This window comes from Streptomyces sp. NPDC014870 (assembly GCF_043081505.1).
Taxonomy (GTDB): domain Bacteria; phylum Actinomycetota; class Actinomycetes; order Streptomycetales; family Streptomycetaceae; genus Streptomyces.
Window position 1 is genome coordinate 383,043 of the sequence record NZ_JBIBWQ010000006.1, and the last position, 26,768, is coordinate 409,810.

General features: G+C 68.9%; 32 protein-coding genes, 1 tRNA gene and 1 riboswitch. Of the genes, 17 read left to right on the forward strand and 16 right to left on the reverse strand.

All coding sequences use genetic code 11. From position 1 onward, the window contains the following. Positions 1 to 5 precede the first annotated feature (5 nt). Entirely contained in the window at positions 6 to 689 is a 684-nt protein-coding gene (locus ACF09C_RS19745; protein ID WP_392093008.1) for a hypothetical protein, read from the reverse strand. Positions 690 to 1,092: 403 nt separating this feature from the next. On the opposite strand from ACF09C_RS19745, the gene ACF09C_RS19750 reads away from it, so the two are divergent. After that, positions 1,093 to 1,698, forward strand: coding sequence for a hypothetical protein (locus tag ACF09C_RS19750; RefSeq protein WP_392092808.1), 606 nt, complete (start codon positions 1,093 to 1,095; stop codon positions 1,696 to 1,698). 50 nt (positions 1,699 to 1,748) lie between these two features. Here the strand turns inward: ACF09C_RS19750 and ACF09C_RS19755 are convergent, their stop codons facing one another. Beyond that, complete coding sequence (locus ACF09C_RS19755; RefSeq protein WP_392092810.1) at positions 1,749 to 2,378, reverse strand: ATP-binding protein; 630 nt, start codon at positions 2,376 to 2,378, stop codon at positions 1,749 to 1,751. Between the two features lie 218 nt (positions 2,379 to 2,596). Here ACF09C_RS19755 and ACF09C_RS19760 point away from each other — a divergent pair, with 218 nt between their 5' ends. From ACF09C_RS19760 to ACF09C_RS19770, 3 genes are all read left to right on the forward strand, one after another. Beyond that, entirely contained in the window at positions 2,597 to 3,442 is an 846-nt protein-coding gene (locus tag ACF09C_RS19760; RefSeq protein WP_392092812.1) for a helix-turn-helix domain-containing protein, read from the forward strand. Continuing rightward, entirely contained in the window at positions 3,442 to 3,645 is a 204-nt protein-coding gene (locus tag ACF09C_RS19765; protein WP_392092813.1) for a DUF397 domain-containing protein, read from the forward strand. The genes ACF09C_RS19760 and ACF09C_RS19765 overlap by 1 nt, the downstream gene beginning before the upstream one ends. Before the next feature lie 959 nt (positions 3,646 to 4,604). After that, positions 4,605 to 5,189 (forward strand): HD domain-containing protein, encoded by a 585-nt coding sequence (locus ACF09C_RS19770; protein ID WP_392092815.1) that lies wholly within the window; start codon positions 4,605 to 4,607, stop codon positions 5,187 to 5,189. Here ACF09C_RS19770 and ACF09C_RS19775 read toward each other — a convergent pair. Together ACF09C_RS19775 and ACF09C_RS19780 are read right to left on the reverse strand one after the other, a co-directional pair. Then, positions 5,177 to 5,644 carry an NUDIX hydrolase gene (locus ACF09C_RS19775; RefSeq protein ID WP_392092817.1) on the reverse strand — a complete coding sequence of 156 codons (468 nt, stop codon included), beginning with the start codon at positions 5,642 to 5,644 and terminating at the stop codon, positions 5,177 to 5,179. The two genes, ACF09C_RS19770 and ACF09C_RS19775, sit on opposite strands and share 13 nt — an antisense overlap. Then, on the reverse strand, positions 5,631 to 6,404 hold the full coding sequence (locus tag ACF09C_RS19780) for an XRE family transcriptional regulator (protein ID WP_392092819.1): 774 nt from the start codon (positions 6,402 to 6,404) through the stop codon (positions 5,631 to 5,633). Before ACF09C_RS19780 ends, ACF09C_RS19775 begins: the two co-directional genes overlap by 14 nt. Before the next feature lie 95 nt (positions 6,405 to 6,499). Here ACF09C_RS19780 and ACF09C_RS19785 point away from each other — a divergent pair, with 95 nt between their 5' ends. From ACF09C_RS19785 to ACF09C_RS19810, 6 genes are all read left to right on the forward strand, one after another. Then, the gene (locus ACF09C_RS19785; protein WP_392092821.1) at positions 6,500 to 7,225 is read left to right on the forward strand and encodes an HAD family hydrolase; all 726 of its coding nucleotides are present in this window, start codon (positions 6,500 to 6,502) and stop codon (positions 7,223 to 7,225) included. A 73-nt stretch (positions 7,226 to 7,298) separates the two neighbouring features. Beyond that, entirely contained in the window at positions 7,299 to 8,201 is a 903-nt protein-coding gene (locus ACF09C_RS19790) for a radical SAM protein (protein WP_392092823.1), read from the forward strand. Next, complete coding sequence (locus ACF09C_RS19795) at positions 8,194 to 8,835, forward strand: hypothetical protein (RefSeq protein WP_392092825.1); 642 nt, start codon at positions 8,194 to 8,196, stop codon at positions 8,833 to 8,835. The genes ACF09C_RS19790 and ACF09C_RS19795 overlap by 8 nt, the downstream gene beginning before the upstream one ends. Continuing rightward, complete coding sequence (locus tag ACF09C_RS19800) at positions 8,753 to 9,421, forward strand: class I SAM-dependent methyltransferase (protein ID WP_392092827.1); 669 nt, start codon at positions 8,753 to 8,755, stop codon at positions 9,419 to 9,421. Before ACF09C_RS19795 ends, ACF09C_RS19800 begins: the two co-directional genes overlap by 83 nt. A gap of 5 nt (positions 9,422 to 9,426) precedes the next feature. Next, positions 9,427 to 10,014: a class IV adenylate cyclase gene (locus tag ACF09C_RS19805; protein WP_392092829.1), complete on the forward strand. Its 588-nt coding sequence runs from the start codon at positions 9,427 to 9,429 to the stop codon at positions 10,012 to 10,014. Between the two features lie 49 nt (positions 10,015 to 10,063). Then, positions 10,064 to 10,369: a hypothetical protein gene (locus tag ACF09C_RS19810; protein WP_392092830.1), complete on the forward strand. Its 306-nt coding sequence runs from the start codon at positions 10,064 to 10,066 to the stop codon at positions 10,367 to 10,369. A 171-nt stretch (positions 10,370 to 10,540) separates the two neighbouring features. Here ACF09C_RS19810 and ACF09C_RS19815 read toward each other — a convergent pair whose 3' ends face one another. The 4 genes from ACF09C_RS19815 to ACF09C_RS19830 form a co-directional block, all read right to left on the reverse strand. Beyond that, complete coding sequence (locus ACF09C_RS19815; protein WP_392092832.1) at positions 10,541 to 11,866, reverse strand: DUF445 domain-containing protein; 1,326 nt, start codon at positions 11,864 to 11,866, stop codon at positions 10,541 to 10,543. A gap of 17 nt (positions 11,867 to 11,883) precedes the next feature. Then, positions 11,884 to 12,882 (reverse strand): ATP-binding cassette domain-containing protein, encoded by a 999-nt coding sequence (locus tag ACF09C_RS19820; protein ID WP_392092834.1) that lies wholly within the window; start codon positions 12,880 to 12,882, stop codon positions 11,884 to 11,886. 60 nt (positions 12,883 to 12,942) lie between these two features. After that, positions 12,943 to 13,719 carry an ABC transporter permease gene (locus ACF09C_RS19825; RefSeq protein WP_392093010.1) on the reverse strand — a complete coding sequence of 259 codons (777 nt, stop codon included), beginning with the start codon at positions 13,717 to 13,719 and terminating at the stop codon, positions 12,943 to 12,945. An 82-nt stretch (positions 13,720 to 13,801) separates the two neighbouring features. After that, positions 13,802 to 14,602, reverse strand: a complete 801-nt coding sequence (locus tag ACF09C_RS19830) for an ABC transporter permease (protein ID WP_392093012.1) — start codon at positions 14,600 to 14,602, stop codon at positions 13,802 to 13,804. Between the two features lie 178 nt (positions 14,603 to 14,780). Here ACF09C_RS19830 and ACF09C_RS19835 point away from each other — a divergent pair, with 178 nt between their 5' ends. Further along, positions 14,781 to 17,054, forward strand: coding sequence for a transglycosylase domain-containing protein (locus tag ACF09C_RS19835; protein ID WP_392092835.1), 2,274 nt, complete (start codon positions 14,781 to 14,783; stop codon positions 17,052 to 17,054). Here ACF09C_RS19835 and ACF09C_RS19840 read toward each other — a convergent pair. The 3 genes from ACF09C_RS19840 to ACF09C_RS19850 form a co-directional block, all read right to left on the reverse strand. Continuing rightward, positions 17,048 to 17,368, reverse strand: coding sequence for a multidrug efflux SMR transporter (locus ACF09C_RS19840; protein WP_362011746.1), 321 nt, complete (start codon positions 17,366 to 17,368; stop codon positions 17,048 to 17,050). The genes ACF09C_RS19835 and ACF09C_RS19840 overlap by 7 nt on opposite strands. Positions 17,369 to 17,402: 34 nt before the next feature. Beyond that, positions 17,403 to 17,472, reverse strand: a riboswitch (guanidine-III (ykkC-III) riboswitch). 52 nt (positions 17,473 to 17,524) lie between these two features. Then, positions 17,525 to 17,863, reverse strand: a complete 339-nt coding sequence (locus ACF09C_RS19845) for a GroES family chaperonin (RefSeq protein WP_392092837.1) — start codon at positions 17,861 to 17,863, stop codon at positions 17,525 to 17,527. Positions 17,864 to 17,945: 82 nt separating this feature from the next. After that, complete coding sequence (locus tag ACF09C_RS19850; protein ID WP_362426188.1) at positions 17,946 to 18,266, reverse strand: DUF3618 domain-containing protein; 321 nt, start codon at positions 18,264 to 18,266, stop codon at positions 17,946 to 17,948. Positions 18,267 to 18,389: 123 nt separating this feature from the next. On the opposite strand from ACF09C_RS19850, the gene bcp reads away from it, so the two are divergent. The 4 genes from bcp (at position 18,390) to ACF09C_RS19870 (ending at position 20,446) form a co-directional block, all read left to right on the forward strand. Further along, positions 18,390 to 18,857, forward strand: coding sequence for a thioredoxin-dependent thiol peroxidase (gene bcp / locus ACF09C_RS19855; protein WP_392092839.1), 468 nt, complete (start codon positions 18,390 to 18,392; stop codon positions 18,855 to 18,857). Between the two features lie 155 nt (positions 18,858 to 19,012). After that, positions 19,013 to 19,651: an HNH endonuclease signature motif containing protein gene (locus tag ACF09C_RS19860; protein ID WP_392092841.1), complete on the forward strand. Its 639-nt coding sequence runs from the start codon at positions 19,013 to 19,015 to the stop codon at positions 19,649 to 19,651. Then, positions 19,648 to 20,313: an HNH endonuclease signature motif containing protein gene (locus ACF09C_RS19865; protein WP_392092842.1), complete on the forward strand. Its 666-nt coding sequence runs from the start codon at positions 19,648 to 19,650 to the stop codon at positions 20,311 to 20,313. The genes ACF09C_RS19860 and ACF09C_RS19865 overlap by 4 nt, the downstream gene beginning before the upstream one ends. 49 nt (positions 20,314 to 20,362) lie before the next feature. Beyond that, positions 20,363 to 20,446 (forward strand) — tRNA-Leu (locus ACF09C_RS19870). Positions 20,447 to 20,496: 50 nt separating this feature from the next. Here ACF09C_RS19870 and rdgB read toward each other — a convergent pair. The 4 genes from rdgB to ACF09C_RS19890 form a co-directional block, all read right to left on the reverse strand. Beyond that, positions 20,497 to 21,099, reverse strand: coding sequence for an RdgB/HAM1 family non-canonical purine NTP pyrophosphatase (gene rdgB / locus ACF09C_RS19875; RefSeq protein ID WP_392092844.1), 603 nt, complete (start codon positions 21,097 to 21,099; stop codon positions 20,497 to 20,499). A gap of 8 nt (positions 21,100 to 21,107) precedes the next feature. Further along, entirely contained in the window at positions 21,108 to 21,491 is a 384-nt protein-coding gene (locus tag ACF09C_RS19880; RefSeq protein ID WP_362426173.1) for a hypothetical protein, read from the reverse strand. 82 nt (positions 21,492 to 21,573) lie between these two features. Then, a complete protein-coding gene (gene rph, locus ACF09C_RS19885) occupies positions 21,574 to 22,305 on the reverse strand; it encodes a ribonuclease PH (protein ID WP_362426170.1) in 732 nt (243 codons plus the stop codon). Positions 22,306 to 22,538: 233 nt separating this feature from the next. Continuing rightward, entirely contained in the window at positions 22,539 to 22,820 is a 282-nt protein-coding gene (locus tag ACF09C_RS19890; RefSeq protein WP_392093014.1) for a glucose PTS transporter subunit EIIB, read from the reverse strand. A 188-nt stretch (positions 22,821 to 23,008) separates the two neighbouring features. Here ACF09C_RS19890 and ACF09C_RS19895 point away from each other — a divergent pair, with 188 nt between their 5' ends. Both ACF09C_RS19895 and ACF09C_RS19900 read left to right on the forward strand, forming a co-directional pair. Further along, positions 23,009 to 24,310 carry a PTS transporter subunit EIIC gene (locus ACF09C_RS19895; protein WP_362426164.1) on the forward strand — a complete coding sequence of 434 codons (1,302 nt, stop codon included), beginning with the start codon at positions 23,009 to 23,011 and terminating at the stop codon, positions 24,308 to 24,310. Between the two features lie 269 nt (positions 24,311 to 24,579). Beyond that, complete coding sequence (locus ACF09C_RS19900; protein ID WP_362426162.1) at positions 24,580 to 25,845, forward strand: PTS transporter subunit EIIC; 1,266 nt, start codon at positions 24,580 to 24,582, stop codon at positions 25,843 to 25,845. 94 nt (positions 25,846 to 25,939) lie between these two features. On the opposite strand, the gene ACF09C_RS19905 is transcribed toward ACF09C_RS19900, so the two are convergent. Further along, positions 25,940 to 26,692, reverse strand: coding sequence for an MBL fold metallo-hydrolase (locus ACF09C_RS19905; protein WP_392092847.1), 753 nt, complete (start codon positions 26,690 to 26,692; stop codon positions 25,940 to 25,942). Between the last annotated feature and the right edge of the window lie 76 nt (positions 26,693 to 26,768).

Below are 26,768 nucleotides of genomic sequence, written 5' to 3' on the forward strand. Positions count from 1 at the left end.
GTCTGCTACTTACCCATGCCGCGGACGGCGTCCCGCACCGCGCTGCGCGCCTCCTCTGGCAGGGTCCGGTACTCACCCCAGAGCTTCTCCATCGGACTCGGGTCCCTGCGATCGGCGTTCAGCCACCCCGCGAACACGTCACGCTCCAACTGCGAGAGACGTCCCAGCGTCCTGATGATGCCGGCGAGATCTGCCGCGCGCTCACGGCCGCCGACCCGACACCTGTTGCACTCGATCACAAGCTGCGTCTGGCGCGTCCCGTCCAGCATCAGCACCTGCCGGCGGGCGAGATCCAGCTGCGCATCCTGACCGCCATCGCCGAACGACTCGCCAGCGCCGATTCCACAGGACCGGCAGAGGAAGTTGTCCGCCACCAGCACCTTGGTCCGCTGAGCCGAGGTTAGGCCCGTCTTCTCCTTCGGAGACTTGGACTGCCCCGGAAGCCAGACCTCCGCGCCCTGCTTGACGAAGCGCTGCTCATCGAGATGGAGCGACTCGTCCTCACGGCGGGTGTCGATCTGCCAGCCATGGTCACGCAGGTCCCGCACTCGGCGGTCGATCTGTGCAACATCAGGGAAGGCGGCACGCAGCTGGCCCTTCGTGAAGACATTGCCCTCCCCCACCTCGGACGCGAGCCAGAGCCCGGCCCGCACCTTGCTGCCGAACTTCTTGTCGAGCCACGACGGCATTGCCACGTGCAACCTCCGCTCAAGGAGCACCATCTGGAGCCGTGCTGCAGGAGGCGCAACTCCCTGACAGCACAACAACCCCGGAACTTCCGGCTGGCACATCTATTGAGCATGGGCTACGCACCGGGCGTCTACCCCGAATCATCATTGCGCCCGATGTAGTCAAACCCCTTGTCTCACAATGGTCTGACTACAACTCAGGGGAGCGGCAATGGCGGCCAGAAGCGCAGGAAGCAAGAGCAGAACAGACATTCCGCCGGGTCGTCAGTCTCTTGCCGATGCGATAGCCGAGCTCTACCGGCACTTGGCAGTAGCCACAGACGCGCAAGCCGTAGAGCTTCTGGCTTCGAGGAATTGGCATACGGATCCGACCCAGATCTCCCGCTACCGCAGGGGCAGACGGATGCCTCCCCTCGGCTTCGTTGAGCTGCTGCACGCCCTTGCCACCGAGAGGGCGGAGCCCGGAGAGGTGGGGCTGACGCTGGACAAGGTGCGGGAGATCCACGCGTCTGCCGAGACGAGGTTCTGCCGGACCTGCGCTCCGTTACGCCAGGAGAACGAGCGCCTCCTGGAGGAAATCAGCCGGCTCCTCGCCGACCAGGATCAGGCCGAATCCCAGACTTCTACTATCGGCGGCGCGAGCACCCGTGCGAAATCCGTACGCGGCACTCCGCTGCCGGTCCCCTCCGAAGCAGGGGACCGGCAGCGGAGTGCCCGCGATGTGGCTGCCGCCCAGCAGCTAGCCGCCAGTGCCGCCCACCTCCATAGCACCGGCCAGACGAGCTACGCGGTCGCCCTGCTCCAAGACGCTTCAGCGTCACTGACACCACTGGAAAGCGCGGCATCCATCGCCCTACTGCGCCAGCGGGAGGCTCTGCTGGCGGACACGGCCATCGGCATCCACGGACGAAATCGCCCCGAAGGAGACGTCATACGCATCGCGCTTGAGCTGCACGAGTTCGGCTTGCCCGATGATGCCGGCGCAGTCCTCCGGGCCTCCATCGAATAGCCGCCGGCGAGTTCCGCCCGCACTGTGCGGGCGGAACTCGACCATCAGGCCTACGCAGCTTCACACTCCGCTTCGAAATGCATCTGCGCCCGGTCGAGGATGTCGTCCGGGTCTCCTCCTTGCGCCGCCAGCCAGTGGAGCAGGTCGGCGATCAGGTCAGTGGCCGACTCCTCCAGCACAGGATAGGTAGGCACGAGATTCCGGCCCCCGGCGCTCTGCCGGTAGCTCTCAAGAACTGCGGCTGCCCGCTGCACGCGAAGGCACTGTCCCGACGGCGTCAGCGCCAGTTCGCACCAGACAGCCTTGCCACTCACCGTTACCAGCGTGCCCCAGCCCATGGACATGCCGGCCAAGAGGTGCAGCCCCCGCCCGCACTCAGAGTGGTCGTCGACGCCGCTGATCACGGGCGCCACCGAACTCTCATCGTGGATCTCCACCCGCAGTGCCGTATCCAGAGCCTCAAGCACCAGCGTTGCGACCGCTCCGCCCCCTACATGCTTGATGACGTTCGTCGCAAGTTCAGTAACAACCAGCTCCGCCTCCTCCTTGGCGGCGGGTTCGATCCCCCATCGCCCGAGCGCCGAGCGAACCTGCCTCCGCAAGATCGCCAATTCCGCCGGCTCGGCCTTGAACGGCATGACGCTGCGGAGTCGCGGTTCGGAGTGTGTGTAGTCAGCCATGACGAGAGCTCCTCTCCGTGGCCACGCCAGCGCTGCGCCCACCGCATCCATACGGCGACACTGCGTGACCGGGTTCCCGAGTATGGCAGTGAGAATTCTCCTCATGTAACTTCTCACCGGACTCGTTCGGGTGATTCCACTGGCTCCCACGGCGTTGCTGCATAGCCTGATTGGCGCCCGGAGTGTGGCAAACGAAGCGAAGTTAAGGGGCAGCCACCTTGTCATCGAGGACGACGACCCGCCGCCGTCAGCTCGGCGCGACCATGCGCAAGCTGCGGGCACGCTCAGGCATGACCCTGGAGGAAGCCGGCCGACTCGTCGGGGTTTCCAAGGCCACCGTGAGCCGTTACGAGACCCAGGCCGGTCCAGTGAAGTGGCCCATCGTGGATGCCTTGTGCCGCGAGTACGGTGCCAGCCAGGCGGAGCGGGCTGCAGTCGTCGGACTGGCCAAGGACGCCAAGCAGCAAGGGTGGTGGAGCTCGTTCGCCGACTCCATTCCCGAGAACATGAACCTGCTGCTCACGCTTGAGGACGAGGCTGTCCGCGAAGACCACTTCTCCTGTGTCTACATTCCGGGGCTCCTGCAGACGCGGGACTACAGCATCGGCCTGCAGAGGGCGAACGAGCTACGCCTGGAAACAGCGGAGATCGAGCGACTGGTGGACATCCGCATGAAACGCCAGGAGATCCTCACCAGGCCCAAGCCCCCACATCTGTGGGCCGTACTGGACGAGTCGGTTCTGCGCCGCGTCGTCGGCTCCCCTGAGATCATGAAGACCCAGCTCGGGCGCCTCCTCGAAGCCAACGAGACGGCACAGATCACCCTGCAAGTACTGCCCTTCTCCAAGGGCGCGCACGCCGCAGCACTGGGCAGCTTCGTGATCCTCGGCGGCGCCGAGCCTTCGCTCGATGTTGTCTACGTTGACCTGCACACCGGCTCGCTCTTCATGGAGACAGAGCAGGAACTGAACCGATACAGACTTGCGTTCGAGTACCTGCGCGCACAAGCGTTGGACATGGAAGCCTCTTCATCCCTGATCCACCGCATTCGCAAGGAGCTGTAGTGCCCGCACCTCAGCCGCACGTCCGCAATTACGTTTGGTTCAAGTCGTCCTACAGCGGGGGGAACACCACTGAATGTGTGGAGTGTGCGCGGACGGCAGCAGGCACCTTGGTACGAGACTCGAAGCGACCTGAGGGGCCCGTCCTTGCCGTGGAGGCGGGAGCATGGCGAGCTTTCGTGGGGGCTGTAGGGAGCCTGGGGTGAGCGATTCGCTGGGAACAGCGGGGATTGGGACCTGGGGCGGGGCCGGGTCCGCGAGCTTCTGGTGTGGCCGCCCTCTTCTCCGAGTGTGGCGGGTGGAGGCGGCGCCTCAAGGGCACTCCTCCGTCGCGTCGGCTCCGCCGATTCCGCTCCGCTCCACCCTTGACCCACCACCTCCACCCGCCTTTTCACACTCGGAGGGCGGCCCGGGGCGGGGGCCACCGGGCAGCCCGGGCATCGCTCCGGTGGCGAGCCCGGCCCGCGGCTCGGTGGGTGGGGGGCCGGGCATCGCTCCAGTCGCGGGAGCGCCGCAGCCCGGTGGGTAGGGGCTCGGCTTGCGGCGGGTGTGGGGGCAGCAATGCCGGTCGGCTCTGGGTGCGCGGCAGTGGCATGGGGCGGTGACGGCACCGGCTCAGCGACAGGCTGCGAGCGGGTAGCCGGGATTCATGCCCCGCTGGTCCTGCCCGGCGGGTGGTTAGGCCCTTGCCTCGTCCCCCTGACCGACGGTGTCTGCGCCCCGATCCCGCGCCACCAAAGCCCCCACCGCTGTCGACCGGACCAGCGGGGCATGAACCCTAGCTGCCCCACGACCTGCGCGCGCTAAGCCGGGCCCGGCAGCCCCATGCAACTGCCGCGAGTCCACCCACGAACCCGCAGACGCCGCACATCCCCGGGCTCGGACACAGTGCGGCGTGGCCACGCCCCCGGCCGCCCTCCGAGTGTGAAGAGGCGCCCGGAGTCGGGCGGTCAAGGGTGGAGCGAAGCGGGATCGGCGAAGCCGACGCGACGAAGGAGCGCCCTTGACGGGCCGGGGCCGGGCGCCACACTCGGAACGAGGGCGGCCGAAGCAGAAGCGGACAAGCACCGGACGCCACGATGGACCCAGCACGGCGTGCCTCGCTGCGCGGATATCTGAAGGCAGCCTCCGGGAATGGGGCGGCCAGGAAGAGAGCCTTGTTGGTATGAGCAGCATGCATGGTTCCACACAGGAGGTCCTCGCCGACTGGGCAGTGCGCCTGGCGGAGGCTGAGCTCCGTGATGTGCTTCCTCGTCGATGGGCACACTCGCAGGGGGTAGCTCGCCGCGCCAGCGAGCTTGCTCGGATCCTGGATAGGGATGCCGACCTCTTGGCAGCAGCTGCCGTGCTCCATGACGTTGGCTACGCGCCCCGGCTGGCCGCGACGGGGTTCCACCCACTCGACGGTGCCCGGTTCCTCCGGGACGAGCATGGGGCCGACGAGCGGTTGGTGCGGTTGGTTGCGAATCACTCGTTCGCCCTGCTTGAGGCCGAGGAGCGGGGGCTTCGGGAGGAGCTGGGGGCGGAGTTCCCGCTGTTGGAGGAGCCGCTGTTGGTCGATGCGCTCGTCTACAGCGACATGACGACCACGCCCGACGGCTGCCCGACCACCGCGCAGGAGCGCGTCGCGGAGATCCTCGGCCGCTACGGGGCCGACAGCATTGTCGGGCGCTTCATCCGTCGAGCGTCGCCCGAGATCTTCGCCTCCGTGGAACGGGTGGAGGCGGCGTTGGCGGCTCAGCCCAGGTAGGGGTAGGTGCCGGCGAGGTAGTCGCCGATCTGCTGGCGCATACTGGCGTGGATGTCGTACGCGTCGAGGTCGGCCGACTGGACGAAGCGGACTCCGTCGGCCTCGTCGTTGATGGTGGGCTCACCGCCGACGGGGCGGCCGATGTAGGTGTTCTCGTACTGCTGGCGGATCTCACCGTCGGTGTAGGCGACGATGTGGTTCGGGTTGGTGTAGACGCCGAGGAATCCGGTGATCTCGGCGACGATGCCGGTTTCCTCCAGGCATTCCCGTACCGCGCACTGCGCCGCCGTCTCGCCGATGTCCTGGGCACCGCCCGGGAGAGCCCACTGACCTGTGTCGCGGCGGCGCTGGAGGAGGATCGCGCCGCTGTCGTCGACGACGAGCAGGTTGCTGGCGGGGATGAGGGTGTTCGCCTTCGGCGCGCTGGGGTCGTTGTAGTACTCAGTCCTGCCCATGTGCGGCGGTCGCCTCCTGGTCGGGTGTCCAGGGCCGTGCGCCGGCCCAGACTGCTTCAAAGCTCTGAGCGTAGTTGTCGAACCAACCCGTGCCGTCAGCCTTGTTGAGGTGGAGCAGGGGGTTGGCGCTGGCAGGCTGGCCCCATACGTGCGGGTTGACCAGCAGGTTGTCGTCGTAGCGGAACAGGGACGTGTAAAGCGTGGTGTCGTGGAGCCGTACTTCGCATCCGGGCTCGGCCACCAGGGGGCGGTAATACGTCATCGAGGCGCGGACCTTGGCGGCCAGGGTGTCCCCGATGCCTTCTTCTCGGCCCCGGATGGCGACTGCCTGCCCCTCCGGGTCGCCGAAGCACAGACGCACCCGGACGCCGTCGGCGGCGCGCTCAGCGAGCATCTTGGCGACGTGCGGGTTGGACTGTGCGAAGAAGGTGCCGGAGAAGACGAGGACGCCGATCTCCTCCCGGGCCTCCCGGAGCAAAGAGATCCACACGTCCCGGGGGACACTCGCGCGGTTCTGGTAGGTGCCGACCAGCTCGGCGCCTAACCCTTCACCGGACCGTGCGGCCCGTCGTGACGGTGCGGGCCAGAGGAACGTCTCCTCCACCCGCAGATGACGTGCGACCCGGAATCGGTGCCGCGGGTGGGGAACGCGCCCGCCCAGCCAGCGACTTACCGTCTTGGGGTCCACCTCGCAGACTTCCGCAAGCGATTCAGGTGAGACGCCGCGCTGGGCAAGCACGGAGTGCAGTCGGTCGTTCACGGAGCAAATGGAAGCGGTGCCCGCCGTGATCACGCAAGGACGTTATGGGACGTTCTCGGGGAACCTCTGTCGCGTCAGGTACCTACCCTGGCGGAATGGAGCTCATCGTCCTGTGGGACATCGACCACACCCTCATCGAGAACGCGGGGGTGAGCAAAGAGATCTACGCGGCCGCATTCTCGGCACTTGCAGGACGTCGGCCCACCGGGCCGGCGCGCACGGAGGGGCGTACGGATCGCCTGATCATGCGCGACATGTTCCTTCGGGACGGTCTGCCCGAGCCGGACTGGCCCGCTGTCGAGGCCGCCCTCGCCCATGCTGGGGAGGACCGCCTCGACGATCTCCGGATACGGGGGACCGCTCTGCCAGGCGTGCACGAGGCACTCAAGGCGGCTTCGGCACACGACGGCTGGGTGTCCTCGGTCCTGACCGGCAACATCGCCGCCAACGCCCGTGTGAAACTGTCCGCCTTCGGTCTCGATCCCCTGCTGGACCTGGCTGCAGGCGCCTACGGCGCGGACGCTGAGCTCCGTCCTGACCTGGTAGCGGTCGCCCGCGAGCGTACCCGCCGGCTCCACGACGTGGCTGCCAACGTACCCGTCGTGCTGGTGGGGGACACACCGAGAGATGTCGAAGCTGCCCTCACCACGGACTCCGCGATCATCGCGGTCGCGTCCGGCATCCACAGCGCCGAGGAGTTGGCCGCCGCCGGTGCCTCTGTGGTCCTCCCAGATCTGTCGGACACGGCAGAACTCCTCGGGATCCTGGAGAGCCTCGCCGCGCGCGGAAAACGTCCCAGGACGTCCTTGGGCTGTCCCTAGACGCGGTGATGGGGTCCCGGGACGCTCGGCCACTATCAGGGCTCCCATCAGGCAACCAGCCCAAGGAGCCCACGTGATCGGGGAAGTCACCGGGATCCGGAAGATCCGGATGCTGTACCTCCAGCTGCTGTACCGCTGCAACTTCGAGTGCGACCACTGCTTCCACGGCAAGAGGCTCCAGCACGCCGACGCCTTCACCCCGGAGCAGGCCATCAACCTCATCACGCTGATGCGCGAGCAGTACGGCACCGAGGCCGTCACCCTGCTCGGCGGAGAGCCGTTTGTCTACAGGGACCTCGCCCAGGTCGTCCAGTACGCCAAGGAGGAACTGGGCCAGCAGGTCGAGATCTGCACCAACGGGTACCGGATCGAGCGCCGCCTGACCGAGATCGCTCCCCACCTGGACCTGCTGCGTGTCTCCTTGGAAGGGATCGGCTCGACCAACGACCGTATCCGTAAGGCAGGCAGCTACCAGAGCGCGCTCGAAGCCCTCGCCCTCGCCCGACGGCTCGGTGTTCCCACCGGGGTGACCATGACGGTCACCTCCCAGAACATCAGCGAGGTGCTGCCCCTGGCCCGTACCCTCACACGCTTCGGGGTACGTCAGCTGAAGCTGCACCACCTGCGGCCGGTCGGCAATGCCGCGGACCACCCCGAACTGCTGGTCGCCGAACCGACCGCGTACAGCAGGCTCCGCGAACAGCTCCAGACGGCCGAGCTGTCCATCGATGTCATCGTCGACGAGGACCTGTCCGAGCATGGCGCGCCTGAGATCTGCGCGCCGGCCGACGGCCCGGGTGAGATCGAGCGGATCGAGGCCGACCCGCGCGGCGCGCTCACCATGTCCTGCAAGGCCGTCGGCAAGGACTCGCACGCGTTCTGGTACGAGAAGTCCGCCAACAACGTCGTCCACCGGCCCTCTGCCACGGACGAGCTCACGCTCGCGGTGCCGGACGTGGTGTACGCCCGTGCCTGACCACCCGCTGTTCGAGAGCCTCGAAGGCTTGCGGGGCACTGGTAAGTCGACGATCGCGCCGATGCTGGCCGAGGCCCGCCGGGCCGTCCTCGTCCCCACCGTGCCACCCGTGTTCCAGCCCTTGAGGCGTGAGGTGGACAGGCGCAGGAATGTCGAGGCGCGGATGTGCTTCTACCTCTCCGCGCTGTTCACCGCGGCCGACGAGATAGGGCGACACCTGGCGGCCGGTGTCCCGGTCGTCGTGGAGAGCTATTTCGCCCGCTGCCTGGCCAACCACCGCGCCCTCGGGGCCGGCCTTGGCATCACATTGCCGCCCGCCCTGCCCCAGCCCGTCACCTACTACCTCGTCTGTGCCGAGGACGAGCGCCTGCGACGCCTGGCCTCGCGGGACAGGCCAGTTTCCCACTGGGATGCCCTCGTCGAGACCGTCACGGGCCGGGTGACCGACGCCTACGCCCCGTTCCCGATGCACCGCGTGGACACCACGGACCTCAGCCCCGAAGAGGTCCTCCGGGCGATCGTCGCCACCGACATGCAAGGAGCACACTCCCGTGCAGACACAGAGCCTGTGGGAACACACCCTTACCTTCTTCCCTCAGTTCCTCGCCAGGCTGAGGGAGCGCGTTGCCCCTGAGGCCACCATCGCGGTCGTCGGCGCGAGCGACGGCAAGTTCGTCCTGCCGCTCGCCGCCGCCGACTACCGAGTCATCGCCATCGAACGCGACGCTCTCGCCTTGCACGGTGGCGAGGTCCACCTCCCGGGTGACAATCGCGCCCACGCGCTGGGCCTGATCGACCGGCTCAAACTAGAGGAACTCCACGACCGCGTACGGGTCGTAGAGGAAGATCTCCTTCACGGCGAGCCCCTGAGCATCCCGTGCGACGCAGTCTGGACGAGCTGTTCATGGCACTACAGTGCCAACCACCACCGCCCGCTCGCCGAGTTCGTCGACCGCATGCAGCGTCTGGTACGTCCGGGCGGGCTGTTCGGCGCGGAGTTCATGATGCCCGTCGAGAAACGCCACCACCTGGTCGAGCACTACACCTCCCCCGAACGCCTGCGGCAGCACTTCATCGGTGACTGGGAGGTGCTGCTCACGCTGCGCACGAACGAGTTCACCGAGCGGGCACACATCGGCCAGCTCCAGGACCACACCCACCGCATGGGCCTGTTCCTTGCGGCCCGAACGTCCACCCTCCCCCGCTGGTACGGAAAGTAGGACTCATGAAGCACGAGTACGAGGCGAAGTTCCTGGCCGTCGACGTCGCCGGCCTTCAGACCAAGCTCACCGCCCTCGGCGCAGTCCAGGCGTTCCCGCGGACTCTCCTTACCCGCAAGATCTTCGAGAACGACTCCCTCCCGGGCGGTGCGTGGCTCCGCCTGCGGGATGAGGGGACTCGCTCGACGCTCACGCTCAAGCAGGTCACCGACGCCACGACGATCGACGGCACGACCGAGATCGAGACCGAGGTCACCGACCTGCACGCCATGGCCGACATCCTCCGCCGGCTCGGCCTCACCGAGGTCCGCTACCAGGAGAACTACCGCGAGGAGTGGCGCCTGGGCGAGGTCGCCTTCGACTTCGACACCTGGCCCGGCCTCCCCACCTTCCTGGAGATCGAGGGCCCCGACGAGGCGTCCGTCCGACAGGCTGCCATCCTGCTCGAACTCGACTACTCCGAAGCCCGCTTCGGCAGCGTCGACGAGATCTACAAGAGCGAAGCCGGCCGCGACATTCTCACCGAGCCCACCCTCCTGTTCGCTGACGCCGACCGGGACGCTCCGACTCGATTGGCAGTCGAGGCCGAGTAGCCGGGCATTACGCTCGATGTCAGACCCGCTCCTCGAGAAAGGCCCCGCCATGCCCAGCATCCCCTCTCCCGCCATAGCCGCCGCCGGGCTCGTCGGTGGATACGCCGTCGCCCGGTGGACCAAGAAGCGGCCCCTCGGTGGGGTCGTGCTTGCGGCGGCCGGGGCGGTCTCCGCTCGGGAGTGGCAGCGGGTCGCAGGCGGGAAGGCGGCCGCCGGGCTCACCGTGGCGTATGTGGCCGCGTTCGCCGGGTCGCATCCCTTGGCCAAGAAGGTGGGGGCCTGGCCGGCCGTGTTCGGCGTGGCCGGGGTTGTGGCCGGAACCTCGTGGGTTGTTACTCGGGGCGCCAAGGGCTGAACGGGGGCGGGGTTCCGTCCGTATAGGACGGTGCCCCTCCCCATGGGTGGCGCTGGGCGGGCTCCCTACCCCCGCCCAGCGCCCAGTCCCCGAGACCCGGATCCGGCTCCGCACAGCGCCCAGTCCCCGAGACCCGGCCCCCAGCGCCCAGTCCCCTCCTGCCCCCAAGGCCTACGCCCCCACCGCCCTGCTCACCGTGTAGATCAGCAGGCCCGCCAAGGCGCCCACCACCGTGCCGTTGATGCGGATGAACTGGAGGTCGCGGCCGATGTTGGCCTCGATCTTCTTCGAGGTCTGGGTCGCGTCCCAGCCCGCGACCGTGTCGCTGATGAGGGACGTGATCTCGTCCCGGTACGTCGTGACCACGTACGCCGCCGCGTCCTCGACCCAGCCCTCCACCTTCGCCTGCAGACGGCCGTCCGTCACCAGGCGGCCGCCCAGGGACATCAGGGACGCCCGGGCGCGCAGGCGGAGCTGGCTGCGGTCGTCCTCCGCCGCCGCGATGATCATGCCGCGTACCGACGCCCACGCCGAGGCGATGATGTCCTGGACCTCCGGGCGGGCCAGCAGGTCCGCCTTGAGGCGCTCCACGCGGGCCCGCGTCTCCGTGTCGGCCTGGAGGTCCGCCGCGAAGTCCGTCAGGAAGCGGTCGATCGCGTCACGCGCCGGGTGCGCGGGCATGTCCCGCATCTCCGTGACGAAGCGCAGCAGCTCCTTGTAGACCCGCTCGCCCACCTTCCGGTCCACGAAGCGCGGCGTCCAGCCCGGGGCCCCGCCCTGGACCGCGTCCATCACCGAGTCCGCGTGGAAGACCAGCCAGTCGTGCGCCCGCGCGCAGATCAGGTCCACGGCCCTGCGGTGCGCCCCGTCCGCGACGATCTTCTCCAGCGTCTTGCCGATCCCCGGCGCGATCTCCGCCGCCTCCGCCCGCCGCGTGATCGCCTCGCCGACCACCGCCTGGACGTCCGAGTCCCGCAGGACCGTGAGGGCGCCCCGGAGGGCGGTGGCGAGTTCGCGGGTCACCCGGTCCGCGTGGTCCGGGTCCGCGAGCCAGCCGCCGAGACGGCCCGCGATGCCGAGCCCGGCCAGCCTGCCCCGTACGACGTCGGGAGAGAGGAAGTTCTCGCCCACGAACGAGCCGAGCGTCGCGCCCAGCTGGTCCTTCTTCGTCGGGATGATCGCCGTGTGCGGGATCGGCAGCCCGAGGGGCCGCCGGAACAGCGCCGTCACCGCGAACCAGTCCGCCAGCGCGCCCACCATGCCGGCCTCCGCCGCGGCCGCCACATAGCCGGTCCACGCACCCCAGCCCGCGTGCTCCGCCCAGGTCGCCAGGGCGTACACGATCGCGACCGCCACCAGCAGGGTCGTCGCCACCGTCTTCATCCGGCGCACCCCGCGGTGGCGCTCCGCGTCCGCCGCCGTGTACGAGAACGCCACCAGCGGGGGCCGGCGTCGCGCCTCCCCCGCAGGAGCCAGTTCGCTCTCCGTCTCGCTCATCACCCCACCTCCCTACATCAACGACTTTCCGGGCGCACCTCAAGTTCCCGGTGGCCGCCTGTTTCCGAGCTTTCCCCGTACATCTTCGCGATCACCGCCTCGATGTCCGGCTCCCGCACCGACAGGTCCACCAGCGGGTACCGCTCCGCCACCGCCGCCACCAGCGGGGCCGCCGAGGACGACGCAGGGAACGCCAGCCACTGCCTCGGGCCCTCCCGGCGGACGAAGCGGGTCCCGCCGACCTCGATCGGCGGCAGTTCGCGTTCCAGGTCCACCACCAGCTGTCGCTCGCTGCCGCCCGCCTCGTGCAGGCCCACCAGGTCGCCGTCGTACATCAGACGGCCGTGGTCGATCACCATCACCCGACGGCACAGCTGCTCGATGTCCGTCAGGTCGTGGGTCGTCAGCAGGACCGTCGTGCCCCGCTCCGCGTTCAGCTCACGCAGGAACTCCCGTACCCGCGCCTTCGACACCACATCGAGGCCGATCGTCGGCTCGTCCAGGTACAGCACCTCCGGGTCGTGCAGCAGCGCCGCCGCGATGTCACCGCGCATCCGCTGCCCGAGCGACAGCTGCCGGACCGGGACGTCCAGGAGCTCGCCAAGGTCCAGGAGGTCGACGCAGCGCGCCAGGTTCTCCGCGAAGCGGTCGTCCGGGATGCGGTACATCCGGTGGGCGAGGCGGTACGAGTCCCTCAGCGGCAGGTCCCACCAGAGCGTCGTCCGCTGTCCGAACACCACCCCGATCCGCTGCGCGAGCCGCGTCCGCTCCCGAGAAGGGTCGATCCCCGCGACCCGCAGCCTGCCGCCGCTCGGCGTGAGGATGCCCGTCAGCATCTTGATCGTCGTCGACTTCCCCGCGCCGTTCGGGCCGATGTAGCCGACCATCTCGCCGCGCGCCACGCCGAAGCTGATCCCGTCGACCGCCCGCACCTCGTGTCGCTCCCTGCGCAGCAGTCCCGTCTTCCGGCGTACCGAGAAGACCTTCTCCACACCCTGTACGTCGATGAACGTCATCGCCCCGGCTCCTCCCTCGAAACCCGCCACCCGCCACCCGCCACCCTCCGCCTTCAGCCGTCAGCTTCCTGTGCTTCGGTACGCACGAAGGCCCGCCCGCCACGCGAGCCCCGCGAGGCCGCAGCACCCCAGCGCCACCAGCGGCGACCCGTACGCCAGCCACCCCGGCACCCCCGCGGGCGCCTCCCGCCCCAGCATGTGGAGCGCCGGCAGCCAGTTCACGAACGCCAGCGGTACGACGTACACGACACCCCGCACCAGCTCCTGCGCGAAGATCGACGGCGGGTACTGGAGCAGCGTGTTCCCGCCGTACGTGAACGAGCTCGTCACCTCCGCCGCGTCCTGCGCCCAGAACAGCGCCGACGCGCCCACCACCATCACCGCCATGAAGATCACCGCGCCGCTCACCACCGTCACCGGCAGGAGCAGCACCTTCGCCGCCGTCCACTCCACGTCGACGACGCACAGGGCCCAGACGAGGACGAAGACGCCCTGCGCCACCCTGCCCAGCCGCCGGAGCGCGAACTTGTCCGCCGCCACCTGTGCGAGCACCGGCGCCGGACGCAGCAGGAACAGGTCCAGCGAGCCGTCCCGCACCCGCCTGCCCATCCGCTGCAGCGAACCCATCGTGAGGTCCGCGATACCGAAGGACGTGCTGGTCGTCCCGTACAGGAACGCGACCTCGGCGAAGGAGAATCCGCCGAGGCCCCGCACCTGACCGAACATCAGCAGGATCACTACGAAGTCGAAGAACGTGACCGTGAAGGAGGAGACGAGGGTCAGTGCGAAGGAGGTGCGGTACGTCATCGTCGAACGGATCCACATCCCCGCGACCATCCGGTACGTACGCCATGCGTCTCGCCACGCGTCCGGCCACCCGTCCCTCCGCGCGGGCCGTCCCGCGTCCCGCCGCCACGCGTCAGCCACCCTGCACCACCACCTTCCGCGTCGCGAGCGACTGCGCCAGCCGGCCCGCCGTCAGCAGCACCGTCGCCCAGGCCAGCTGGAAGGCGTACGCCCCGACGAGCCCCCACCCCTGGTACTTCTCCAGGTACACGTCCGCCGGGATCTGCAGCATCGAGGCCCACGGCAGCACCCGCGCCACCTCTCCCAGCGCGCCCGGGAAGACGTTCAGGGGCAGCAGCATCCCCGAGAAGAAGAGCCCGCCCAGCCACGCGACCTGCACCACCCCCTGACCGTCCATCAGCCAGAAGGCGGACATCGCGACCAGGTACCAGATCGCGAAGCTGACCACCGTACCCAGCGCGACGGCCACCACGAAGGCGAGCCAGGTCACCGGCCGTGTCGGCAGCCGGAAGTCGAAGACGAGCGCACCGACCACCATCGGCGCCACCCCGCGCGCGAGGAACTGGTACGCGGACCGGCCCGCGTTGGCCGAGAACCACCAGGCCTGCAGGTCCGCCGGGCGGTAGAGGTCGACGGCGATGTCACCCGTACGGATCCGCTCGATCAGCTCCTCCTCGAACCCGCCGCCCATCAGCCCGCAGACCGCGATCAGCCCCTGGCCGATCCACACATAGGCGAGCGCGTCCGCCATGTCGTAGCCGCCCAGCTGGGGTCGCTCGTTCCAGAGGGCGATGTACGTGTACGACAGGACCAGGCCGAAGACCGTGTTGGTGAACACCCCCGCCGCCGTGGCCATCCGGTACGTCGCATGGCGCCGGAACCCACCCGCGGCCACCGTCGCGTACAGCCGCAGCATGGCCCCGCCCTCCGTCGATCGCCGAACCACACCAAAGCGCACAACCCTAGCGGGCGGCCTTCCGCCACCGCGCGTACTTTTCGAGTCGTCATACGTAGGATTACGTAGGTTTTGGCATGAAACGTGCACTATGGGGAGGCCATCCCCTCCTCCATCCGGCACGGGAGCTCCAGACATGAGCGACGACCAGCCAGATCGTCCCCACCGGCCCGGCTGGGCGCCCAGGGACCCCACCGTCCCCGCACCACCCCGAAAACGCCGCCCCCGGCGCTCGCGTCCCGTGCGCTTCCTGCGAGCCGTCGCCGGCACGTTCCTCCTCGCCGTCCTGCTGGGCGCAGGCTCCTTCGCCGCCGGCTACCTGCTCGTCGAGATCCCGCCCGCCAACGCCGCCGCGACCGCCCAGTCCAACGTGTACCTCTACCGGGACGGCACCCCCCTCGCCCGCGACGGCGAGGTCAACCGCGAGAACGTCCGCCTCGCGCAGGTCCCCCTCACCGTCCGGCACGCCGTACTCGCCGCCGAGGACCGCGACTTCCGCTCCGCGCGCGCCGTCGACCCCAAGGCCATGGTCCGCGCCGCCTGGAACACGCTCACCGGCAAGGGCCGCCAGTCCGGCTCCACCCTCACCCAGCAGTACGTCAAGAACTACTACCTGGGCCAGGAACAGACCGTCACCCGCAAGGTGAAGGAGTTCTTCATCGCGATCAAACTCAACCGCGAGAAGAGCAAGGACCAGATCTTCGAGGGCTACCTGAACACCAGTTACTTCGGCCGCAACGCCTACGGCATCCAGGCCGCCGCCCGCGCCTACTACGGCAAGGACGCCACCGACCTCGACACCGCCGAAGGCGCGTACCTCGCCTCCCTCCTCAAGGCACCCAACGCCTACGACGTGGCGACCCACCCCGAGAACCGGGCCAAGGCCCTCGCCCGCTGGCACTACGTCCTGGACGGCATGGTCAAGGAACGGTGGCTCTCCCGCGCCGGCCGCGCCGCCGCCACCTTCCCGACCCCGCAGACCGCCCGCCCCGCCACCGGCCTCTCCGGCCAGCGCGGCTACCTCGTCCAGGCGGTCGAGGACTACCTCACCGACCACGGCGTCATCGACGAGAAGACCCTCGCCGGCGGCGGCTTCCGCATCACCACCACCCTGGAGAAGGAGAAGCAGGACGCCTTCGTCGCCGCCGTCGACACACAGGTCATGTCCCGGCTCGACCCGGCCCAGAACCCCACCGACCGCTACGTACGGGTCGGCGGCGCGGCCATCGACCCCGCGAGCGGCCGCGTCCTCGCCCTCTACGGCGGCATCGACTACACCAAGCAGTACGTCAACAACGCCACCCGCCGCGACTACCAGGTCGGCTCCACCTTCAAACCCTTCGTGCTCACCGCCGCCCTCCAGCACGCCTCACTCACCCAGCACGGCGAGCCGATCACCCCGAACACCTACTACGACGGCACCGACAAGCGCCCCGTCCAGGGCTGGACCGGGGCCTTCTACGCCCCCGCCAACGAGGACGACGCCTCGTACGGCGACATCACCGTCCGGACCGCCACCGACAGTTCGGTCAACGCGGTCTACGCGCAGATGGCCGTGGACGTCGGACCCGCCAGGGTCAAGGAGACCGCCGTCGCCCTCGGCCTGCCCGCGCGCACCCCCGACCTCAACTCCTCCCCATCCATCGCCCTCGGCCCGGCCACCGCGAGCGTCCTCGACATGGCCGAGGCGTACGCCACCCTCGCCAACCACGGCCGCCACGGCACGTACAGCCTCGTCGAGCAGGTCACCAAGGACGGCGAGGTGATCGGCCTGCCGGCCGCCGAGAGCCGGCAGGCCGTGAGCAGGGAGGCCGCCGACGGGACGACGGCCGTGCTGCGGAGCGTCGTGGAGAGCGGTACGGGAACGGCGGCGCTCGCGGCGGGACGGCCGGCGGCCGGCAAGACGGGCACGGCCGAGGACGACAAGGCCGCCTGGTTCGCGGGGTACACCCCGGAGCTCGCGACGGTCGTCACGATGATGGGCCAGGACCCGGAGACGGGTGAGCAGAAACCGCTGTACGGGGCGCTCGGGCTACCCCGGATCAACGGGGGCGGAGCGCCGGCGGAGATCTGGGCCCAGTTCACCCGGGAGGCCCTCGCGGGCACCGAGCCCCGGGACTTCGATCTCCAGCCGGGCGCGGGCGCGGAGGGATGGCTCGACCCCTTCGACCCCCCTCAGCAGGAGTTGCCGGAGCCGCCGGCGGAGGGGGAGGAAGGGACGAACGGGCATCCGGACGCAGGGGCCGTCCAGGAGGACTCCGCACCGGCGGACACCGCCCAGGCCGGCCCGGAGCGCCCGCGCCGCCCGGGCGAGGACGCCGTGCAGCCGGTAGTACCGCAGCCGGCTCCGCTGCCGCAGCCGGCTCTGCAGCAGCCTCTACCGCAGCCGGTTCCGCAGCCGCGTCAGTGACCCGAGGTCGCCTTCAGACCGACCACGGCCACGAGCAGCAGACAGACGAAGAAGATCCGGGCGGCGGTCGCCGGCTCACCGAGCACCACCATGCCGAGCACCGCCGCACCGGCCGCGCCGATGCCGACCCAGACGCCGTAGGCCGTACCGATCGGCAGGGTCTTGGCGGCGTGCGAGAGGAGCACCATCGAGGCGACGATCCCGGCGCCGGTGAAGACGCTCGGCCAGAGACGGGTGAAACCGTCCGTGTACTTCATGCCGATGGACCAGCCGACTTCGAGCAGACCGGCGACGATGAGAAGAACCCAGGCCATGACGACGAACACCTCCGCGAGACGGATCAACAGGGGTGCGTCGTCTTTGCGTGAGCCCGGTACGGCGCGTCTCGTCGGGTGTCCCCAGAGTAGCAAAGAACAGGCAAAAGGCCTGGTGACACCGGTCACCAGGCCTCGCCGACGGTCGGCTCGGAGCTAGAGGTACAGCCCCGTGGTGTCCTTGGACCCCTCGAACCGGTCCGCGGCCACCGCGTGCAGGTCGCGCTCCCGCATCAGGACGTACGCGATGCCCCGCACCTCGACCTCGGCGCGGTCCTCGGGGTCGTACAGCACCCGGTCACCGGTCTCGACCGTGCGGACGTTCTGGCCGACCGCGACGACCTCGGCCCAGGCCAACCGGCGCCCGACGGCGGCGGTCGCGGGGATCAGGATGCCCCCGCCCGAGCGCCGCTCACCCTCGGGGTTGTCGGTCCGGACCAGGACACGGTCGTGCAGCATCCGGATGGGCAGCTTGTCGTCGGTGTTCTCGCTCACGGTCCGAACCTACCTGCCCGGGCGTGTCGCCCGTACGCGGGAGGGGCCATGCGCCGCGTCATCCGTCGCGTCACGCGTCGCGTCATGCCCCGCGCTTGCGGGAGGAGAGGGCGAGCAGCCCGACGAGGGCCACGGCGACGATCGCCACCGGCACCACCCGCTCCAGGCGCGGCGCGCCGTCCTCGTTCGTGAAGCGGGCCTTCACGTCGGAGACGGTCCGGTTCACCGCGGCGAACGCCCGGCCGGCGGTGTGGTCGACCGTCGAGGCGACCCGCGCCTTGGCGTCCCCGACGATCGTCTTCGGATGCATCCGAATGCCGATCTCGTCGAGAGTCTCGGCAAGCTGGTCGCGCCGGCGGACGATGTCCGCCTCGATCTGCGCAGGGGTCCTGGCGTCCGACACCGCGCTGCCTCCGTAGTCGTAATCGGTCCTTGACGGACAGTCTCTCAGTTTCTCGGTCCGTGGTCTGTCTCAGGCCCCCATTAGGCTCGGGCGTGTACGCCCGGACCATCACCGAGGAGAGCCATGAGCGAGCGACTTCAGCCCGGCGACACCGCCCCCGCCTTCACCCTTCCCGACGCCGACGGCAACGAGATCTCGCTCGCGGACCACAAGGGCCGCAAGGTCATCGTCTACTTCTACCCGGCTGCGCTCACCCCCGGCTGCACGAAGCAGGCCTGCGACTTCACCGACAACCTGGACCTGCTGGCCGGCGCGGGCTACGACGTGATCGGCGTGTCGCCGGACAAGCCGGAGAAGCTCGCGAAGTTCCGCGAGAAGGAGCACCTGAAGGTCACCCTGGTCGGCGACCCGGACAAGTCGGTCCTGGAGGCGTACGGCGCGTTCGGCGAGAAGAAGCTGTACGGCAAGGTGGTGACGGGGGTGATCCGCTCGACGATCGTCGTCGACGAGGACGGCAAGGTCGAACGCGCCCTGTACAACGTGAAGGCGACCGGCCACGTCGCGAAGATCATCAAGGACCTGGGTATCTGACCCGACCGCGCCTTGCACGGAACGGCCCGCGCTTCCGCTCGAAGCGGCGCGGGCCGTTCCGCATTCCGGACACCCGATGACGTGACCGTCCGATATTCGGCTCGTTACTCCGTACGAGACCACGAACAGGTGGCCGGGGCGGAGGGGTGCTGGGGATGCCGGAAAGTCCGTACACGAAGGAACGGCTCGCGGAGGCGGCGAGCACGTCGAGGACGCTGTCGGAGGCGCTGGAGCGGTTGGGGGTGGATCCGAGGAGCGGGACGCGGAGGTACGTGCGGGACCGGATGAGGAAGCTGGGGGTGGACACGGCGCACTTCGAGCGGGAGGGGGCGAAGTGGACGCGGGACATCCTTGAGCCGGTGGTGGCGGTGTCGACGAGCGTGTGCGAGGTGCTGCGGCGCCTGGGGGTCGAGGTCGTCGGCGGCCACCACACGAACATCAGCCGCCGCATCAGGGCGTACGGCATCGACACCTCGCACTTCCGGCCGCCGCCGAGGGCGGGTGAGAGGCGACATCGGTCACCGGTTGCACTACTCGTGGAGCAGGTTCCGAGCCAGGCACGGAGGATCCCGAGCGATCGCCTTCGGCGTGCGATGGCAGAACTGGGCGTGACGGAGCGCTGCACCCTCTGCGGCTGCGATGCGACCTGGCGGGGACACGTACTCCCCCTGGAGGTCGATCACATCGACGGCAACTGGCGCGACAACCGGATCGAGAACCTGCGATTCCTCTGCCCCAACTGCCACTCGACGACGGACACCTACCGGGGACGCGGGAAGGGGTGCCGCGCGTGAGCGAGAGGGTCCACTACACGAGGGAACGACTGATCGAGGCTGCCCAGCAGTGCCGAACCATCGAGGAGGCCATCGCCTTCTTCGGTGTCCAACCATACGGGCGCCTGCGCCAATACCTCTGGCGTCGGTTCGAGCACTACGGCATCGACGTCTCCCATTTCCACAGGCGCAGCTACCGAAGGGGTGGACCTCGGCCCTCAACGGCAGCGCTCGCCGAAGCCGTAGGCGCCTCCATTTCGGTGGCAGGAACACTGCGCCGCCTCGGCCGTCCGGAGAGCTCAAGCCAGAGGGAGTTGCTGAAGACATGGATCACAGAGGAGCGGCTGTCCACAGCGCACTTCCTGGGCCAGAGGCATCAGCAAGGCAGACCTGGCACGACTCCCATGCGCCGAGCCGCAGACGTGCTGGTGAAGCACGACGGCCATCGCCGAACCAGAACGGCGATTCTGCGCCGCGCCCTCTGCGAGATCGGCGTACCTGAGGAGTGTGCCGAATGCGGCACGGGCCCCGAGTGGGGCGGCAGGCCCATGACGCTCGAAATCGACCACATCAATGGCGACTGGAGCGACGACCGCGCCGATAACCTGCGGCTACTCTGCCCCAATTGCCATGCAATCACCGACACTTGGTGCAGGGGAGGCAGACACCGCACTTCTCGCTAGCCACCCCACTCCGCAAAGCCACCTGCCCGCTAACATGGGCAGGCGGCTAGCGGCCGTGGTGGAACTGGCAGTCACGCTGGGTTTAGATCCCAGTGGGAGAAATCCCGTGAGGGTTCGAATCCCTCCGGCCGCACCTATCGTGGCCTGCGAATCGAAGGTTCGATTCGCAGGCCACAGCCATGCTCAGCCCAGCAGCTCCCGCACCACCGGTACGAGCTCCCTGAAGGCCTTGCCTCGGTGGCTGATCGCGTTCTTCTGTTCCGGGGTCAGCTGCGCGCACGTCACCTCGTAGCCCTCCGGCTGGAGGATCGGGTCGTAGCCGAAGCCGTTCGTGCCGATCGGGGTGTGGCGGAGTACGCCGCTCATCCGGCCCTCGACCACGCGCTCGCGGCCGTCCGGGAGGGCGAGGGCCGCGGCGCAGGCGAAGTGGGCGCCGCGGTGGGGGTCGGCGATGTCGGCGAGCTGGGCCAGGAGCAGCTCCAGGTTGGCGCGGTCGTCGCCGTGGGTGCCGGACCAGCGGGCCGAGAAGACGCCGGGGGCGCCGTTGAGGACGTCGACGCAGAGGCCGGAGTCGTCGGCGACGGCCGGCAGGCCCGTGGCCTGGGCGAGCGCGTGGGCCTTGAGGAGGGCGTTCTCGGCGAAGGTGACGCCGGTTTCCTTGACGTCGGGGATCTCCGGGTACGCGTCCGCGCCGACGAGGTCGTGGTGCAGACCTGCGCCGGCGAGGATGGCGTGCAGTTCGGTGATCTTCCCGGCGTTGCGGGTGGCGAGGATCAGACGGGTCATGCCCCCGATTATCCCGGGGTGCAGACCTTGCCGATCTCGGTGGCCGCGTCGGTGATGGGCTTGATGTCCGGGGTGGTGTCGCCGTTGTTCACGGCGGTCTTCACCGTTTCGACGCCCTTGGTGAGGTCGTCCACGGCCTTGGACAGGTCGGCGTTGTCCGTCGTGTCCTTGAGGTTGCCGAGCTCGGTGGAGATCTCGTTCAGGGCCTCGTTGAGCTGCGTCGGGTCGTTGGAGGCGTTGGAGACGGCCTGCGAGAGCTTGTCGACGCTGGTGGCGATCGCGTCGGCGGTCGCGACGCAGTCCATGGCCTTGTCGAGTGCTCCGCAGCCGACGAGGGTGGTGCCGGCGAGTACGGCTGCCGACGCCACGGCTATTGCGAGACGGCGCTTCACTACGGGTCCTCCCCAGTGGGTACGAATGTACGGACGCACGGTATCCGCCGTACGTCCGTACCCAGCCAGACGCGGTCGAGTCCTACAGGGTTCCGTCGAGCGCGCGGCGCTGGATCTCGGCGAGTTCGGCGCAGCCGCCGGAGGCGAGGTCGAGGAGGGCGTTGAGCTCCTTGCGGTCGAAGGGCTCGGCCTCGGCGGTGCCCTGGACCTCGACGAAGCGGCCGTCGCCGGTGCAGACGACGTTCATGTCGGTGTCGGCGCGGACGTCCTCCTCGTAGCAGAGGTCGAGGAGGGGGGTGCCGTCGACGATGCCGACGGAGACGGCGGCGACGGTGCCGGTGAGGGGCTTGCGGCCGGCCTTGACGAGCTTCTTGGTCTGGGCCCAGGCGACGGCATCGGCGAGGGCGACGTACGCGCCGGTGATGGCGGCGGTGCGGGTGCCGCCGTCGGCCTGGAGGACGTCGCAGTCGAGGACGATGGTGTTCTCGCCGAGGGCCTTGTAGTCGATGACCGCGCGCAGGGAGCGGCCGATGAGGCGGGAGATCTCGTGGGTGCGGCCGCCGATCTTGCCGCGGACGGACTCGCGGTCGCCGCGGGTGTTGGTGGCGCGCGGGAGCATCGAGTACTCGCCGGTGACCCAGCCCTCGCCGCTGCCCTTGCGCCAGCGCGGGACGCCTTCGGTGACGGAGGCGGTGCAGAAGACCTTGGTGTCGCCGAAGGAGATGAGGACGGAGCCCTCGGCGTGCTTGCTCCATCCGCGTTCGATGGTGACGGGGCGGAGCTGTTCGGGGGTACGGCCGTCGATACGAGACATGTCACGAGCCTAGCCGTAGCGGCCGGGCCGCCGGTCCCCGTCAGGGGTGGTGCGCGACGGAGGCTCGACGCACCCGCCGTGGCCATGCGCGAAGGGGCCCGCGTCGCCGAGCCGCGGGCGTACCCGGCGCGTGCCCGGCGCGTGCCCGGTCCGTGCCGTGGGCCCGCGCGAAGGGGCCCGGTCCCCTGTCGGACCGGGCCCCTTCGGGTGTGGCAGCGTGCGTCAGTGGGTGCTCACATCATGTCTTCGATGTCGGCGGCGATCGGGTCGGCGTCGGTGCCGATGACGACCTGGATCGCAGTGCCCATCTTGACGACGCCGTGCGCGCCGGCGGCCTTGAGGGCGGCCTCGTCGACGAGGCTCGGGTCGACGACCTCGGTGCGGAGGCGGGTGATGCAGCCCTCGACCTCTTCGATGTTGTCGATGCCGCCGAGGCCGGCGACGATCTTCTCAGCCTTGCTGGCCATGTCTTTCTCCCTGTCCGTTCTGTTCGAAGAACGTGAGTCTCGGCGCACCCGGCGGTCCGCTTTGTCACGGTAACGCACGGTTGGCCCAACTTCGCGAGCGAGTGCCCTCGTTCTGCCGAATGATGACGATCACCGGCAGCCTGCCCCGAGGGGGCTCCGGGAGCCTATCGCAACTGGTCTACACCAGTGTGCAACGCGATTCGGGCCCGGTTCGTTCCGGGTCAGGGAGGACGCCGATGAGTACGGACAGCGCGGCCGCCGCGCCGAAGAAGTCGATGTGGGGCGGCCTCTTCCAGGGGCTGCAGAAGATGGGGCGGAGCCTCCAGCTCCCCATCGCCGTACTCCCGGCGGCCGGCATCCTCAACCGGCTCGGCCAGCCCGACGTCTTCGGCGCCGACGGCCTGGGCTGGGACAACGTGGCCAAGGTGATGGCGGGCGCCGGTGGCGCGCTGCTCGACGGCAACCTGGGTCTGCCCCTGCTGTTCTGCATCGGCGTGGCGATCGGCCTGGCGAAGAAGGCGGACGGCTCGACGGCGCTCGCGGCGACGGTCGGCTTCCTCGTCTACTACAACGTGCTGCGTCAGTTCCCCGAGGACTGCCCGCGGGGCACGGTGGACATCAACGGCGGCTGCCTGGCTCCCGAGCAGGCCTTCAGCGGGTACACGTACCAGAACCCGGGCGTCTTCGGCGGCATCGTCATCGGCCTGCTCGCGGCCTGGTTCTGGCAGCGCTACCACCGGGTGCGGCTGGTGGACTGGCTGGGCTTCTTCAACGGGCGCCGTCTCGTGCCGATCATCATGACCTTCGTCGCCATCGCCTTCGCGTCCCTGTGTCTGTGGGTCTGGCCGCCGATCGGCGACGGCCTGGAGAACTTCAGCGACTGGCTGGTGGGGCTGGGCGCCTGGGGTTCGGGAATCTTCGGTGTCGCCAACCGCGCGCTGCTCGTGATCGGTCTGCACCAGTTCCTGAACGTGCCGATCTGGTTCCAGTTCGGCACCTACACCAGGCCGGACGGCACGACGGTGCACGGCGACATCCCGATGTTCCTCGCGGGCGACCCGGAGGCCGGTCAGTTCCTGACGGGCTTCTTCCCGATCATGATGTTCGCCCTGCCGGCGGCGGCGCTCGCGATCACCCACTGCGCCCGGCCGAACCGCCGCAAGGAGGTGGGCGGCCTGATGCTCTCGGTCGCCCTGACCTCGTTCGTCACCGGGATCACGGAGCCGATCGAGTACTCGTTCCTCTTCATCGCCCCGGTCCTGTACGCGATCCACGCCGTGCTCACGGGTGTCTCGATGGCCGTGACGTGGGCGCTCGGCGTGAAGGACGGCTTCAGCTTCTCGGCCGGTCTGATCGACTACGTCATCAACTGGAACCTGGCCACCAAACCCTGGCTGATCATTCCGATCGGCCTCGGCTTCGCCGTCGTGTACTACGTGATCTTCCGGTTCGCGATCACCAAGTTCAACCTCCCGACCCCGGGCCGCGAGCCGGAGGAGCTGGCGGAGCAGATGGACCAGGACGTGACCAAGGCCTAGGGGCACCCCGAAAAGGGGCTTTCGACCCGCCTCCCGACACCCCTCAGGGCCCTCGGACCTCATGGTCCGGGGGCCCTTCGTCGTTCACGCCCCGCTACCCCTCAACCACACAGAATTCGCAGGTTCCTTATCTAAGTCTCACGTGCTACAACTGGTCTACACCACTCATTGGTGTAGACCACGCGGTCCAGTCCACCGCGTTTCCACGAGACGCCGCCGTCCCCCGTGACACCTGTCCCCTGGCGGCGCCTTGCCCACTGGAGGAAGTTGTGTCCACGGCTAGCGCCGCTCCCGCGGCCGACAAGAAGAAGGGCTCCGGCGCGATGGCTGTCATGCAGCGCATCGGCCGCAGCCTCATGCTGCCGGTCGCGGTGCTGCCCGCCGCCGCGCTCCTGGTCCGGTTCGGCCAGGGAGACATGCTCGGCAAGGAGTCCTTCCCGGACTTCATCAACAAGCTCGCCGGCTACATGGCCGCCGGTGGTGGCGCTCTCCTTGACAACATGGCGCTGCTGTTCTGCGTCGGCATCGCCATCGGCTTCGCCAAGAAGTCGGACGGCTCGACCGCCCTGGCCGCGGTCACCGGCTACCTGGTCTTCCAGAAGGTGCTCGCGACCTTCACCGACAAGAACCTGCCGCAGGTCGCCTCGGTCGTCGACGGCAAGATCGTCATGAACGACGCCCCGGTCAACGCCGGTGTCCTCGGTGGTGTCGTGATGGGCATCGTCGTCGCCCTGCTGTACCAGAAGTTCTACCGGACCAAGCTGCCCGACTGGGCCGGCTTCTTCGGTGGCCGCCGTCTGGTCCCGATCCTGTCGGCCTTCGCCGGCCTGGTCGTCGGTATCGTCTTCGGTCTGATCTGGCCGGTCCTCGGCGCGGGTCTGCACAACCTCAGTGAGTGGCTCGTCGGCTCCGGCGCCGTCGGCGCGGGCATCTTCGGTGTCGCCAACCGTGCGCTGATCCCGATCGGCATGCACCACCTGCTGAACTCCTTCCCCTGGTTCCAGGCCGGCGAGTTCGACGGCAAGCACGGCGACATCGCCCGCTTCCTGGCCGGCGACCCGACCGCGGGCCAGTTCATGACGGGCTTCTTCCCGATCATGATGTTCGCCCTCCCGGCGGCCTGCCTCGCGATCGTCCACTGCGCCCGCCCCGAGCGCCGCAAGGTCGTCGGCGGCATGATGTTCTCCCTCGCGCTGACCTCCTTCGTCACCGGTGTGACCGAGCCGATCGAGTTCACCTTCATGTTCATCGCCCCGGTGCTGTACGCGATCCACGCGGTCCTGACCGGTGTCTCGATGGCGCTGACCTGGGCGCTCGGTATGAAGGACGGCTTCGGCTTCTCCGCCGGCGCGGTCGACTTCCTCCTGAACCTGGGCATCGCGTCCAACCCGTGGGGCCTGGCCCTGGTCGGCCTCTGCTTCGCGGCGGTCTACTACGTGGTCTTCCGCTTCGCGATCACCAAGTTCAACCTCCCGACGCCGGGCCGCGAGTCCGACGAGGAGCTGGCCGAGCTGCTCAAGGCCGAGGCCAAGTAAGCCGTACGCCCTTCAGACCGAAGCCCCGCCCTTCTTCACGAAGGGCGGGGCTTCGGCCGTTTCCGTACATCGGCGAAGGTACGTCGGCGAAGACTCAGATCTCGTACACCGCGCCCGCGTACGCCAGCTCCGACGGTCCGTCGTAGACCGCCCGCGCGTCCGCCAGGTTCTGCTCGCCGTCCGTCCACGGCGGGATGTGGGTCAGCACCAGGCGCCCCACCGAGGAGCGGGTCGCCTCCGCGCCCGCCTCCCGGCCGTTGAGGTGGAGGGCCGGGATGTCCTCCTTGCCGTGGGTGAAGGACGCCTCGCAGAGGAACAGGTCCACGCCCTCCGCGAGTTCGTGCAGGGCCTCGCAGGCGCCCGTGTCGCCGGAGTACGTCAGCGAACGGCCGGCGTGCTCGATCCTGATCCCGTACGCCTCCACCGGATGGCACACCTTCTCCGTACGGACGGAGAACGGGCCGATCTCGAAGGAGCCCGACTTCAGCGTGCGGAAGTCGAAGACCTCGCTCATCGACTTGTCGGAGGGGGTGTCGGCGTACGCCGTGGTCAGGCGCTGCTCGGCGCCCTCCGGGGCGTAGACCGGGATCGCGTCGCAGCGGCCGCCCTCGTGGCGGTAGTACCGCGCGACGAAGTAGCCGCACATGTCGATGCAGTGGTCGGCGTGCAGATGGCTGAGGAAGATGGCGTCGAGGTCGTACAGACCGATGTGGCGCTGCAGCTCACCCAGGGCGCCGTTGCCCATGTCGAGGAGCAGCCGGAAGCCGTCGGCCTCTACGAGGTAGCTCGAACAGGCCGAATCCGCGGACGGGAACGACCCGGAGCAGCCGACGACGGTGAGCTTCATGGAGCGTGAACCTCCGAGGGCGGAGAGCGGCGGGGGAGGTCGTGCGATGCGTCGAGCGTAAGGCGCGACTCCGCTC